Genomic DNA, 14,179 nt, shown 5'->3' on the forward strand with positions numbered 1-14,179 from the left:
TTATATCCTTACACGCACCAGAATGGAGATTAGCATGCCAAGCATTTTTACTTTCGGCCTGAATGAGTCTGTGGCGGCATCTCATAGCATCGCTACCAAAGAACTATACAACTTAGTAGGTCACAACACCGGGAACTTGGCCTTCCATTACGCCATCAACCGATTGATCGGGACAGTACCTCGCACAGCCTCTTGGAGTTCGAATCCGGAACTCATAAATTCGCTGGGTGATATTGGTATCATGCCTTGTGCCAACCAGTTGGGAGCGCACATGAACATGGGCGGGCTGGCCAACGTATTCAAGCAGTTGAAACCCAACTTTCTAGCGATTGGCTTGGGCGCACAAGGTGGCGTAGGCCACAATGATATCCCTGAACTTCCTGAAGGTACCCTCGCATGGCTGGACGCGCTGGTAGCACGCGCTGCATCGAGTCATCCGAATATAACTGTAAGGGGGGATTACACCCTTCGGGTACTTGATCACTATGGCTTTGGAGACAAGGCAGTTTCACTGGGTTGCCCGTCGCTGTTGATCAATAAATCCAAAGATCACGGAGTAAAACTACAAGAGCGCTACAAGCTGAAGGTAAATAAAGTCGCGATCGCTGCCGGCCACCCGAACTGGAAGGGGCTGAGCGTCTTGGAAGCGTCACTAGTCCGCATGATGGAAGACACGAACGGCATGTATATCGTGCAAGCAACCGACGAAGCAGTCGCCCTGTCTCGTAATGACTTTGAACTAGTTAGCCCGGACTACATCAGCAAACTGAAGGCCTACCTGAAACTTAATCTGGACGACGCACAATTTACTCAGTGGATCCGTAAGTATTTTATCTCCTTCTACAACATCCCAGCTTGGATGGAGTACTTGAGACGCTTCGACTTCGTAGTAGGCGCTCGCATTCATGGCGTAATGCTTGCCATTCAAGCGGGAGTACCAGGCCTCTGTATTGCTCATGACTCTCGCATTCGTGAACTGTGTGAGAAATGTAAAATTCCTTTTGTAATGGCCGATGACGTCAAGAACGGTATAACAATCGCTGACCTTCCACACTTGGTTGAGTTCGACGGCAAGGCTTTCGACCAAAATAGAGAATTGATAGCCGAGCAGTATAGAACCTTCTTCCAAAATAACGGACTTGCAATACGCTAGCTTTGGCGGCAAACGACAAGGTGGCCTCAACCTTCGCAAAGTATAACGAGCGCCACCTTAACATTTGAACCAGTTAAAACTATGCTTCGAAGCAGAAAGCGTCAGACCGCGGGTGGACTGCATCACCAGCAGGAAGATCAGACATGCTCAACACCGTAAAAGCAATGTTATGGATAGCGCTATTGATATCTGCGCAAACCCAAAGCGCTTCTATTCCACTCCGCATTGATGCAAATGCAGAAGAGGTGGAAACAGTTTTTAGCTGGCGTAATGATAGGTGTTTCGATGAAAACATTCCAGACTCACCAGCGCGGGCATTTCGTTCCAAAGGTGGGGTAGTGTACCTCTATGCAACTCACCACAAAAACGTACCCTTAACGGGTGCTTCGCTCGACAATCTTAAACCTGCCTGCGCCACGCAATTCCAAGGCGCAAATAGTGCCGACCCCAGGCATTACAATACACGCATCTGGCTACAGACATTTTTCAGCACTAATTCTGGCAAGGATATTTATAGTTTAGGTAGCTCCGACTATCACGGGAAATGGTTCAAGAATTGTAAGCTGACGAAAAATCCGAGCAGCGACTGCTGGTTTAGCGCAATTGTACTGGCTCATTCCATTGATGGCGGCAAGACCTTTACAACGGCGACGCCGCCGGATCATGTGGTCGCCAATTCCTCACAGCAGTACTCACCAACCCAAGAGGGAAGTGTTGGTTTCCTGACGACGTCCAACATAGTTAAAGTCGACGACTATTTTTACGCTTTGTTTTATGCCTCTGCCGACAAGCGCCAAGAGAACGGGAACTGTTTAGCCAGGACAAACGACCTAGCCGATGCTAGATCTTGGCGAGCTTGGGACGGGCGGGATTTCAACGTTTCTCTATATCAACCTCAGAAATTGAAGGGTAGCAGCGCCACCTGCAAAACGTTGCCCAGCCTCCCCTACAAGATTCGCAGCCTGCTGTGGCATGAGGCAAGCCAAGGTTACATTGCTACATTCGAAAAGACTAAATCAATCAAAACACTACAGAGAAGAACCGACGTCACCTTTAGCTACTCGTGGTCCAAGGACCTAAAAGACTGGAGTCGACCAAGAGAAATCGTGACCTTGGAAGGGCCCCTGCACTGCAGCAGAGCTCAGGTAGCTGGAGCTTACCCTTCTTTGGTTGATAGCTCATCCTTAGACGAGAATTTCGGCAGCGTAGGCGATAGCGCTTATCTCTACTACACAAAGTTTAACCTGCAATCTAAATGCCGCTTAACGCTCGACAGAGACTTGGTTAGAATACCGATTAAGATACACTCTGAATGAAACACCTAATTCAGGCTAAACCTATAAATTTCAAACGAGAGATCTCATGATCCTAGTGACAGGCGGGGCCGGCTTCATCGGCTCGAATTTCGTTCTGCAATGGTGTGCTCAAAACCAAGAATCCGTTCTTAACCTCGATGCGCTTACCTATGCGGGCAACCTGGCCAACCTGCAAGCGCTGGAAGGCAATGAACAACACCACTTTGTCCATGGCAACATTTGCGATGCACAGCTGCTAGCCCAGTTGTTCGCCGAGCACCGTCCCAGAGCGGTAGTGCATTTTGCCGCCGAGTCGCATGTAGACCGTTCAATCACCGGCCCCGAAGCCTTCGTCGAAACCAATGTGGTTGGAACCTTCCGTCTACTGGAGGCGGCCCGATCACACTGGAACAGCCTCGAAGGCGCTGAGAAGGAAGCGTTCCGCTTCCTGCACGTCTCCACCGACGAGGTCTACGGTACCCTGACGCCAAAAGACCCCGCATTCACCGAGACTACCCCATACGCACCTAACAGCCCCTACTCGGCGAGTAAAGCCGCCAGCGACCACTTGGTGCGCTCGTATTTCCACACCTACGGCATGCCGGTGCTCACCACCAACTGCTCGAACAACTACGGTCCCTTCCACTTCCCGGAAAAGCTGATCCCGCTGATGATCGTCAACGCCTTGGCCGGTAAAGCCTTGCCGGTTTATGGCGATGGCCAGCAGATCCGCGATTGGCTGTATGTCGAGGACCATTGCTCTGGCATCCGACGTGTACTGGAGGCCGGAAGCTTCGGCGAGACATATAACATCGGTGGCTGGAACGAAAAAGCCAACATAGACATCGTCAAAACGCTTTGTGCCCTGCTGGACGAAATGGCCCCCGCCGCTGCTCGCCAAGTCATCAATCAGCAAACTGGTAAACCTGTCGAAAACTACGCCGAACTGATTACCTACGTCACCGACCGCCCGGGGCACGATCGCCGATACGCGATTGACGCCCGCAAAATCGAGCGCGAGCTTGGCTGGAAGCCAGCCGAAACCTTCGACACCGGCATCCGTAAAACAGTCGCCTGGTACTTGGCCAATCAGGAGTGGGTCAAAGGTGTTATGGACGGCAGCTATCGCGACTGGGTAGCACAACAATACGGGGCAAACAAAGCGTGAAAATCCTGCTGCTGGGCAAAAATGGCCAGGTAGGCTGGGAGCTGCAACGCGCCCTTGCCCCGCTGGGTGAAGTGGTTGCCCTCGATCGTCAGGGCGCCGGAGGCCTGTGCGGCGACCTTGCCGACCTTGACGGCCTTGCTGCCTCCGTCCGCCAACTGGCCCCTGATTTGATCGTCAATGCAGCGGCCTACACAGCGGTGGACAAGGCTGAAAGTGAAGAGTCACTGGCAGCTCGCATAAACGCCGAAGCACCGGGCGTGCTAGCACGCGAGGCGGCAGCGCTTGGCGCTTGGCTGATTCACTACTCTACCGATTATGTGTTCGATGGCAGCGGCCAGTCGAAGTGGCAGGAAGATACCCCTACTGGCCCCTTGTCTGTGTACGGTCGCAGCAAGCTTGATGGTGAACGAGCAATTGCAGCGAGCGGCGCGCGTGCCGTTGTACTGCGTACAAGCTGGGTGTATGCCGCGCGAGGACATAACTTCGCCAAGACCATGCTGCGCCTGGCCGCGGAGCGCGATGCACTCAACGTTGTAGCCGATCAGTTTGGCGCCCCTACTGGAGCTGAACTGATTGCTGATGTAACCGCTCATATCATCCGGCAGGTCACGAACCAAAAGGATAGCGACTCGCTGGCCGGCACATACCACCTCGCGGCATCGGGTGAAACCAGCTGGCATGGCTTTGCCCAGTTTGTATTGGCCTATGCGAGCCAAAAAGGTATCGCGCTAAAGGTGGCTGCCGAGCAGATTGGTGCGATCAGCACTGAGGCTTACCCAGTACCTGCGCCACGGCCGCGCAATTCGCGACTGGATTTGGGTAAACTGCAAAGCACTTTCAAACTCAAGATGCCGCTTTGGCAGCAAGGCGTGCAACGTATGTTGGACGAAATTCTGTAATAGGGACTCTCATGGCTCGTAAGGGAATTATTCTGGCTGGCGGTTCGGGCACACGCCTGCACCCCGCCACACTGTCGGTTTCGAAACAGCTGTTGCCGGTGTATGACAAACCGATGATCTACTACCCGCTCAGCACGCTACTGCTGGCCGGCATCCGCGACATTCTGATCATCTCTACACCGCAGGACACGCCACGCTTCCAGCAGTTGCTGGGTGATGGCAGTCAGTGGGGCCTCAACCTTTCGTATGCTGTGCAACCGAGCCCGGACGGGCTGGCGCAAGCATTTACCATCGGTGCCGGCTTTATCGGCAACGACACATCCGCGCTGGTATTGGGCGACAACATTTTTTACGGCCACGACTTCCAATCGCTGCTGCTCAGCGCTGGCGAGCGTGAAACGGGGGCATCGGTTTTCGCGTATCACGTCCAGGACCCTGAGCGTTACGGCGTTGCAGAGTTCGATGACAGCGGGCGGGTACTTTCGCTGGAAGAGAAACCGAAGGTACCGAAGTCGAGCTACGCGGTCACAGGTTTGTACTTCTACGACAACCAGGTAGTCGATCTGGCACGCGGGCTGAAACCGTCGGCCCGTGGCGAACTGGAGATCACCGATCTCAACAATCTGTATCTGCAACAAGGTCAATTGCAGGTCGAGATCATGGGACGCGGCTATGCATGGCTCGATACCGGCACCCACGACAGCCTACTCGATGCCAGCCAGTACATCGCAACCATGGAGCGCCGCCAAGGGCTGAAGGTCGCCTGCCCTGAGGAAATTTGCTATCGGGCCGGCTGGATCAACGCCGAACAACTCGAACGCCTCGCTCAGCCATTGCTCAAAAACGGTTATGGTCAGTACCTTCAAAACCTGCTTAAAGAAAAGGTCTTCTGATGCACGCAATTCCTTTGGCCATTCCGGACGTCTTCCTGTTCACCCCCAAGGTCTTCGGTGATGAGCGTGGCTTTTTCTTCGAGAGCTTCAACGCCAATGTCTTCAAGGAAGTCACCGGCCTGCAGCCAGATTTTGTCCAGGACAACCACTCCCGCTCGGTAAAAGGCGTGCTACGCGGCCTGCATTACCAGTTGCCGCCACATGCCCAAGGCAAGCTGGTGCGCGTTGTTCAAGGTGAAGTGTTCGACGTAGCGGTGGATATCCGCCGCTCCTCCCCTACGTTTGGCCAGTGGGTAGGTGCGGTGCTTTCTGCCGAGAACAAGAACCAGCTGTGGATTCCGCCAGGGTTTGCCCACGGTTTTGTAACACTGAGCGAGACTGCCGAGTTTCTTTATAAAACAACTGATTTTTATTCGGCTCAAAGCGAACGCTGCATCACGTGGGATGATGAGCAGATCGGAATTGAATGGCCGGCAAACTGTTCGCCGCTGTTATCTCTGAAAGATCAGCAAGGACTGATACTTAGTAAAGCTGAGGTCTTTGATTAATTTAATCACCAGGGGCGAGCGCCCGCCCCCGTTGCCACCCTACAAATTCAACTTTCGGCTTTCATAATACTGATCTAGGGAATGAACCATGAAATATAGTGGAAAAGAAGCCTTCGAAATAGCAAAAAGAAACCAACATCGCCTAATGCAGCAATGGACAGCCGATCGTAAAGACTACCCAGCGATCGCCCACAAACCGAAATTCACACTACCGCGCTCGGGAAAATACTTCACTATCGGCTCATGCTTTGCTAGAAACGTCGAAAACTCCTTACGCGCTGCAGGCATAAATGTACTCAGCACTGTTGACAAACTGCCTGGAGACTATTTTGAGATAGGTGGCGAGGCGCGATCAGGCTATCAAAACGTATACACCCCAGGATCAATTTTAGAAACCATAAAACTCGCCACTACAGAGAAACCCTATAACTCCATCGTAGGTAGTGACGACAAATCCATTGACCTGCTGACTTCTGGACTTAAGCCTATGGACATCGAGACTGTCCAGCGCATCAGAGACAGCCTAATCAGCATGTATAAAAAGCTTCCTGAATCAGACGCACTTATCATTACACTTGGCTACAATGAGTCTTGGTACCACACGCCATCAGAGAGCTATATCAACCGCACTCCCTCACACGTATCGCTTCGAAGAATCATAGAAGAGTTTGAATTCGAAGTTCTCGATTACACTAGATCCCTGCAACTTATCAACCACGCCATTACCTCCATCAACACACTCGCACCAAACTGCAAGATTATATTAACAGTATCACCTGTCCCGCTTAGCGCAACATTTTCACACACAGATATCGTTACAGCCAACCAGCTTTCAAAGTCCACCCTGCGCGCTATTGCCTCTACCCTTTCTGAAAAATACAATTTCGTCGACTATTTCCCCAGCTACGAAATCATCATGAACTCTGAACGTTCAAAAACCTTCTTGGAGGACGGAATACATGTACGTTCAGAGGCCGTTGACAACGTCATACGGCAATTCAAATCTATTTATCTTGCCTAAACCACCATTACGACTTCAACATCATACGCTGCGCTGTGGTTATACGAGAAATTAGGTTCTTCACGGATTTTTCGGAAGCTGGGCGATTGGGAGGTGCACCCCTTGGGTTTTATGGTGTTGCGGAGATCGAACGCCGCCAGAACAACTGAGTCATTACCCGGCCGCACCACTAATCCGTGCAAATAACCCCACAAAGGCGCTTCGCTAATTATCGCCGGGATGGGTTATTGGTCTTTTGACGGTTGCAGATTTTGGGACTGCTAAGTGCCTGCAGTGTTTTTTTCATCGCCTGATCTGATGCCCCCCAAAAAAAGGGCAGGCTAGCTAAATCAGCTACCTGCCCTTTTTCAGCCGCTCAAACTGTCAATGCGCTTGCGTCGCGCCTACAGCCTTCGCCGCAACGGTGCGCTCGGGCGCGCCCAGCACCAGGCTCTTCAGCGTCGCCGCACTTTCACTCCAGCGCAACCAAGGCATGGCATCCGATAGCGGATGCTTGCCCTGCTCGTACAGCGCCAGCCACTGCTCGATGGCCTTGACCAGCGCCTGGGGCTCAACCCCTTCGAAATAGAACGCGTGGTCGCCGGCCACTTCCCGGAATACGGGAATGTCGCGGGCAATGATCGGTAGCTTGTGCTGGGCAGCTTCGATCAGCGGCAGGCCAAAGCCTTCAGCCTCAGACGCTGCAACCAACCCGCAGCTTGCGCCGTACAGGTGGTTCAGGTTGGTGTCGCTGAGCCCTTCCAGCCAGAACAGGCGCTTGCCCAGTTCTGGATGGACACGCAGATGGCCAGCCAGCCCTTCCACGGCCCAACCTTCCTTGCCCACCAGTACCAGGTTCACGTCCACACCCTTGGCCCACAACAACTCGAACGCGGCCACGGTTTGATGATGGCCTTTTCTAGGCTCCAGTGTACCCACCATGAGGAAGGTAGGCGCCGCATTCAGGCGCTCTTCGAGCTGCGCATCCAGTGAAGGGAGGGCTTGTTCATCGGCTGCGTTTTCAATGTCGGCACCCAGGTGGAAGTGGCCGATCGACGGCAGTACGGTCAAGCCTTCGTGCTGTCGCAGCCAACCCTTCACGTCCACGGCCACGGCCGCCGAAATTGCCACCACGCCATCGGCGTAACGGCCAATCGAGCGCATCCAGTTGGTGAACGCGCCATCGATGCCGGGGTAGGCAAAACGCGAATACAGCAACGGGATCAGGTCGTACACAACGAAGTGGATACTCACCCCAGCGCGGCGCATGCGCTCAAGTTCGCTGTTGAACTCGGGGAACAAGTGGGCGCTGAGGTCCAGGCCGAGGAACACGTCACCGACCGTATATTCGATGGGCCGTTCGTTGGCGCTTGCCACGTAGTCATTGGAACCCGGGTATTTGCTGGCGATCCGGTAGCCATGCCCAGGCACACCGAACACCGGCACTACCTGGTAGTCCATGCCTTCACCGGCCTGGAACTCACCAATCACACGCTTGACCACGCGCTGGATGCCGGTTTTGGCGTCGCGGAAGTACAACTCCGACACATCCACCAGCAATTTGCGCGGCGCAGCGACGGCCACGCTTGGCCTGGCAAGGCGTTGCTCGATCACCAATGGTGCCATGCGCTTGCGTTCGAACAGCAGCGCTTGCACGGTGGCGTCCAGCCGCCCGGAAATACGCGACCAGCTGCGGTCCTGGATCCACTGCTCCTGGCGTGCTACCAGCTCGCCGGCCTTGGCCGGGCTGTGCTCCAGCTCTGTAATGGAGGCAACGATATCGTCCGCCTGCCCACCCGACATGCGCCAGGTGGCTTCGGCCAGGTCGGAGAAGATATGGATAGGGCTGACCAGCACCGGCTTGAGCGTGGCCAGGCCGATGGTCACCGCTGCACTGGCGCTTTCCTGGGTTTCCTTGTAGGGGAAGATCACGTAATCGGCCGCAGACAGAATACGCAGGCATTCCTGGATCGGCAGGTAGTCGGTGATCCAGTTGATATTGTGCTCGACCTGCAGTTCCTCGGCACGGGCGCGGTAAGCATTCAGGGTTTGCTCGCTGCGCGAGTCAAGGATCGAATGCAGGCCGATCATGCGCACGTTGCGGCCGGTGGCGCGCTCCAGTGGGCGGATGGTTTCGATCAGCGTGTCGATGCCCTTGTGCGCCAGGATGAACCCGAAGCAGGCGATCACCAGGTCGTGCTGGTCGATACCCAGCTCGGCCCGCACATTATCGGAGCTGCCGGCAGGCAGGGGCGACATTACGCCCAGGCCGATCATCATGACGTTGGCGGTCAGGCCCAGCACCAGCAGGTTGTTCAGGTCTTCGGGCTTGTGCACGATGATCCGGTCCAGCTTGCTAAGGGCGCGGATGGCACCATCGGTCACCCGATGGTCGGCGATCAATGGCTGGGTGGAGTGCAGCTCAAGGATCACCACCTTGCCCTGAGCATGCAAGGCGGCCAGGCGCTGGCAGATTTCATCTGTCAGGGCAAACAGGCTCGGCTGGTGTTGCACGATCACCACGTCGGCGGCGGCGCACTCTTCATTGCCCAGCACTTCGAGCACTGCCTTGGCGTCGCCCAGTTTCCAGGCCGGCTGGTACTCCGCCTCGGCGAGTGCCGCGGTGCGCTCGTCGCAGTAGACGCTGATTTCGTAGCTGTTGCGGTCGAATTCACTCAGCAGCGACTGGCTGTATTCGGCCACGCCGCACTTGGTGGCCCATGGGCCGACGACAACCAATTTGGTCTTGCCAGGTGCCAACGGCTCCTGGTTTTTCAACCACTGGGCACTGGCCATCACGGCCTGGGCACTTTGCTCCCAGGTGTAGGCATTGCGGATCAGCTCGATACCTTCGCGGCGGCGCTGCTCCAGCGCGGCATCACCGTTGAGTACCTTGTCGTGCAATTCACGCAGCTTGAACGCCAGGGTTTCCTTGTCGGGCTCTACCCAACAGGAGTTGGCACTGCCAAGGTGGCTGCCCGATTTGGCGAACAGGAACGGCAACAACTCGGCGGTGCGCAGGGTGCAGAAGTCGACGTGGGCGCCAAAGCCGGTGACGATCACTGGCAGGCCCAGGGCCAGCGCTTCGGCGGCTGGCAGGTTGAAACCTTCCCCACGGGTTGGCAATACCAGAGCCTGTGCACTGCGATACAGGGCGATGATGCCCTGGTCGTCCATCGGGCTCTCATCCACCACGATCGCCGGCAAGTTGCTGCGCCCTGCCGACAGTTCGGCAATCAGCTCATGTACCCGGTTATGCGGGTTGGGGAACGTCTTGATGAACAGCTCGACGTTGTCATCCTGGGTGAACGCGTTGAGGTAACCGGCCAGCAGAACATCCGGCCCTTTGCGTTCGAACATCGACGAGATATGCAGGAAGCGGAAGCGCTGGCCCGGCGCAGGGCGGATGTCGTCAATCGGAGGCTCGGCCTGGGTGATGATATGGTCCACCCCCATCGGGCAGACGAAAACCGGCAAGCGGCAGCCGGAATCCTGCAGCACCTTCTTGACGAAGGAGGCAGCCACGATAACGCCGTCAAAGTGGTCATTGATGAAGGTGACCGTGTCGAACGGCACTGCGGTTTCTTCCCAGAAGAACACCACCATGCGCTGGCCGGCGGCCTGCATGTCCTGGATCATCGGGTAATGATGAACAAGGGACAGCACATCGCTTTCCAGCTCGGCGTCCAGCGAGTTGCCAACCGCCTGACCCAACCGTTGCTGGAACTCGGGAATGTCGATGGGGTTGTCGTAGGCCTTGCCGTGATAAGGCTGGAATGCCAGTTTGCCTTCGAGCAAATCGAAAACTGCCAGGCCCAGGCCGCGGTTGACGATCGCCAGGCTGTAATGGCCTTCGATGTGGCCGGTGAACCTGACAGCCTTGAAGCCCGTGACGGGCGAATGCGTGCCGAGGAACATGGCCTCGGGCAACAGCGGGGCCTTGGGGTAAACGGCAAAGCTGACCCGGGAATAGTCCACACCGGTAAAACTGGCACTTGGCATGCCCGGGGTTGCCAGCGGCGATGCCAGCAAGCCACGGTGCTGGGCGAACAGCTTGAGTTGGTGGTGTGCTTTGGGGAATCTGCGCAGCAGCTGGTTGGCGTTATGCCGCAATGCCTGGTTTGCAAGCACAGACTTGAGCACCTTCAACGCCATGGGGCGCACGGTGCCTTTGATCTTGTCAGACAGCGACCGGGTTTCACGCTCGCGCAACAGTTCTTCAATGGTGCTGAGGCGCTCGTCCAACTGGGCGAGGCTGCTGCCCAGCACCTGGATATCACCCTTGAGTTGCTGCTGCAGCGCACGGTCACGGTCGGCGCGCTCATCCAGGCCTTCAACGTTCTGCTTGAGCCTGAAGAACTCCAACTGGAAGCGGTCGATACTCTGGGCAAACTCGGTGTTTACCTCGCGCACCTGCTGCAAGGCCGTACCGTTGCTTTCGGCGCTCTGCTCCAGCGCATCGAACCGGCCCTGGAGCTTCTGCTCATAACGTTCGGCGAGGCGGTCGAGGGTCACGCCATAGTCTTGCTCGAACGCCCGGTCGAAAGCAGCTAGGGTTGCCACAGGGGCAGCTTTCTGCGCGACCACGGCGTAGTCCTGGCTGACCCCGTGGAACACGTTCAACAGTTCGATATCTTGCGTTGACGGGAGCGGCGTAGGCTCCTGCAGGCGCAGTAGCTTGTTGCGGGCGAAGCCTTCGTACTCAACCAGGAAGCTGAGCAACAGGTTAGGAATCGGCCTTTCGTGGGACGGGTCGAGGTAGAAATTGTTGGTACCGACCACCAGGTTTTCGGCGTTAGGGGTTTCCAGAATCAGCAGCCCGCCTGGCAACAGTACCCGCAGCGCCTGGCCCACCAGTTCCTGCAGAAGCGCAAACGGGATGTGCTCAGCCAAGTGGAAGCCAGACACAAGCACCTGGCTGTTGTCTGGCAGGGACTTGAGCTTGCTGATGGCATCGACGTTTTCCACGGCATAACCATCGATGCGGCATTGTTCGAGCATGCCTTCATCCAGGTCTACACCCACTACGTCAAAGCCGTGACCGGCCAGCAGGCCCATCCACTCACCACGCCCGCAGCCAAGGTCAATTGCCCGATGGGCGTCATCAAGCTGCAGCAACGGGGTGATGAACGGCAGGTAAACCTGCAGCCGCTCGGTGATCAGTTGCGCCGACCCGCGATAGCGGTCTTCAAAGGCGCGATAGAAAGGTATTTTCACCGAATGCACTCCACCGCTGTTGGGACCCAGGCCATGCCGACAAATTGAGGTTTGCCGGTGTTCACCACATTGAACACCAGTGCCAGGTCCCGCCATTCATAGTTACTGCCGATATGCACATCATTGGCGTGCAGTGCCACGGCCACCGAGTAGGACCCGGGGCCCAGGTTCATGTCGAACGCGAACCTGAATTCCAGCTGTTCCCCCGCTGACAAGGCTTTCTGTGCCTGCCCCAGGTGGTGAGTGTTGGTACCGAACACATGCTGGCCGAGACGGTCCTTGATGACGTAGCCCACTACCAGTTCGGGGATGGCTTGGTGCACCTGTACCTGCACGCTCAACTGCACCTTGTCACCCACGGCCACGAACTCCACCGGCTGCTGCGCCTCGTCGAACAGGGCGACGGCACCGATGCTGGCCTCGCCGCTGCCGGACTGGGTCTGCACGGTGCCATCGGCCAGTTCCTTGACCTGCACGGTGCTGTTTTCCTTTTCGGCAATCAGCGCGTTGTAGTAGTCCATCACCTGCTCAGGCGGGCCGTCCTTGATGATCGAACCGTTCTCCAACAACAGCGCGCGGCTGCACAGGGATTGGATGGCGCCACGATCGTGCGAAACGATCAGTAGCGAAGTGCCCAGGCGCTGGAACTCGCGGATACGCTCGAAGCTTTTGTGCTGGAAGTAACTGTCGCCTACCGACAGTGCCTCGTCGACAATCAGGATTTCGGGGCGGAAGGCAGTGGCCACGGCAAATGCCACCCGCATCTGCATACCGCTGGAGTAGGTGCGCACGGCCTCGTCGAAGTACTCGCCGATTTCGGCAAACGCTTCGATGTCATCCATGGCTGAGCTGATCTGCTCGGCATCGAAGCCCATCAGGCCGGCAGCGTGATAAACGTTCTGACGCCCAGTGAGTTCAGGGTTGAAACCCATGCCCAGTTCCAGAATGGCGGCGATGCGGCCATTCACATGCACCTGGCCCTGGGTGGGCTGCAGCGTGCCGGTGATCATCTTCAGCAAGGTAGACTTGCCGGCGCCGTTCTGGCCGATGATACCGATCGCTTCACCCGGTTCGATGGCAAAGTTGATGTGCTTCAGCACCCAGTGCTCACTGGAGGCCTTGACCGGCAGGAAGAACCAGTTGGCAATCCGCTGCCACTCGGAACGGTAGGTCTTATAAGCCTTTCCAACATCACTGACAGACAACAGGCTCATAGCACATCCACCATTTCAGGTACCGAGCGACGGAACAGGAATAGGCCGAGCAACAGCAACCCCAGCGAGATGCATACCATGGTGACGGCCTGGCTCAGGTCCGGCGCCTTGGCGTAAACCAGCACATCGTGGTAGGCGGTGACGATCGGGTACATCGGGTTGTAGGTCAATGTGCCGCGCAGGTACTCGGGAATCACATTGACCATGTAGACGATCGGGGTGAACCAGAACAGCACCTGCAGGATAATCGGCACGACCTGGCCGATATCACGCAGGAACACGTTGAGAATGCCCAGCACCAGGCCGATGCCGACCGAAAGCGCAACCACGATCATTACCAGGGGGATCAACCACAGGGCTTCCAGGGTTGGGTAGTGTCCCAGCAGCGCGAATACCACCATCACGGCCACAAACAGCAGCAAGTTGTTCAACAGGCACGACCCCACCACGATCACGGGCAGGGTGATACGCGGGAAGCGCATTTTCTTCATGATGTTGCCCTGTTCGATGAACAGGGTGAGGCAGCGGCTGACGATTTCGGAAAACAGGTTCCATGCGAGGATACCGGCCATCAGGTACAGCGCGTAGGCGTACTTGTTGTCGATCCCTGGCAGCTTGGCCGCCAGTACGTTGGACAGGATCAACGCATAGATGGCGACCTGGGCCAGCGGATGAATGATCATCCACAGCCCGCCCAGCTTGCTGCGTGCAAAACGCGAGACAAACTCGTTCTTGATGGAGGAGATGATGAAGCCACGGTAGCTCCATATCCCTTTAAGCATGCCAAACATA

Annotated in this window: 10 protein-coding genes; 7 read left to right on the plus strand and 3 right to left on the minus strand. The window is 56.2% G+C overall.

Annotated elements, in window-relative coordinates:
- The first annotated feature begins 34 nt into the window (after positions 1-34).
- The 7 genes from ACW4TB_RS19285 to ACW4TB_RS19315 all read left to right on the plus strand — a co-directional run bounded on the left by ACW4TB_RS19285 (position 35) and on the right by ACW4TB_RS19315 (position 6,977).
- Positions 35-1,153 carry a polysaccharide pyruvyl transferase family protein gene (locus ACW4TB_RS19285; protein WP_196997650.1) on the plus strand — a complete coding sequence of 373 codons (1,119 nt, stop codon included), beginning with the start codon at positions 35-37 and terminating at the stop codon, positions 1,151-1,153.
- 143 nt (positions 1,154-1,296) lie between these two features.
- The gene (locus tag ACW4TB_RS19290) at positions 1,297-2,469 is read left to right on the plus strand and encodes a hypothetical protein (protein WP_279931319.1); all 1,173 of its coding nucleotides are present in this window, start codon (positions 1,297-1,299) and stop codon (positions 2,467-2,469) included.
- 46 nt (positions 2,470-2,515) lie between these two features.
- Complete coding sequence (rfbB, locus tag ACW4TB_RS19295) at positions 2,516-3,616, plus strand: dTDP-glucose 4,6-dehydratase (RefSeq protein ID WP_279931321.1); 1,101 nt, start codon at positions 2,516-2,518, stop codon at positions 3,614-3,616.
- Positions 3,613-4,515: a dTDP-4-dehydrorhamnose reductase gene (gene rfbD / locus ACW4TB_RS19300; RefSeq protein ID WP_279931323.1), complete on the plus strand. Its 903-nt coding sequence runs from the start codon at positions 3,613-3,615 to the stop codon at positions 4,513-4,515. Before rfbB ends, rfbD begins: the two co-directional genes overlap by 4 nt.
- A gap of 11 nt (positions 4,516-4,526) precedes the next feature.
- The gene (rfbA, locus tag ACW4TB_RS19305) at positions 4,527-5,408 is read left to right on the plus strand and encodes a glucose-1-phosphate thymidylyltransferase RfbA (protein ID WP_115272923.1); all 882 of its coding nucleotides are present in this window, start codon (positions 4,527-4,529) and stop codon (positions 5,406-5,408) included.
- Positions 5,408-5,956 (plus strand): dTDP-4-dehydrorhamnose 3,5-epimerase, encoded by a 549-nt coding sequence (rfbC, locus tag ACW4TB_RS19310; protein WP_279931326.1) that lies wholly within the window; start codon positions 5,408-5,410, stop codon positions 5,954-5,956. Before rfbA ends, rfbC begins: the two co-directional genes overlap by 1 nt.
- Before the next feature lie 88 nt (positions 5,957-6,044).
- The gene (locus tag ACW4TB_RS19315) at positions 6,045-6,977 is read left to right on the plus strand and encodes a GSCFA domain-containing protein (protein WP_115272925.1); all 933 of its coding nucleotides are present in this window, start codon (positions 6,045-6,047) and stop codon (positions 6,975-6,977) included.
- Positions 6,978-7,340: 363 nt separating this feature from the next.
- Here the strand turns inward: ACW4TB_RS19315 and ACW4TB_RS19320 are convergent, their stop codons facing one another.
- From ACW4TB_RS19320 to ACW4TB_RS19330, 3 genes are read right to left on the minus strand one after another with little or no spacing between them, the layout of a single operon-like run.
- Positions 7,341-12,173 (minus strand): glycosyltransferase, encoded by a 4,833-nt coding sequence (locus tag ACW4TB_RS19320; protein ID WP_279931329.1) that lies wholly within the window; start codon positions 12,171-12,173, stop codon positions 7,341-7,343.
- Positions 12,170-13,387, minus strand: a complete 1,218-nt coding sequence (locus ACW4TB_RS19325) for an ABC transporter ATP-binding protein (RefSeq protein ID WP_196997644.1) — start codon at positions 13,385-13,387, stop codon at positions 12,170-12,172. Before ACW4TB_RS19325 ends, ACW4TB_RS19320 begins: the two co-directional genes overlap by 4 nt.
- Positions 13,384-14,178 carry an ABC transporter permease gene (locus ACW4TB_RS19330; protein ID WP_196997643.1) on the minus strand — a complete coding sequence of 265 codons (795 nt, stop codon included), beginning with the start codon at positions 14,176-14,178 and terminating at the stop codon, positions 13,384-13,386. The genes ACW4TB_RS19325 and ACW4TB_RS19330 overlap by 4 nt, the downstream gene beginning before the upstream one ends.
- Between the last annotated feature and the right edge of the window lies 1 nt (position 14,179).

Source organism: Lelliottia jeotgali (genome assembly GCF_977070485.1).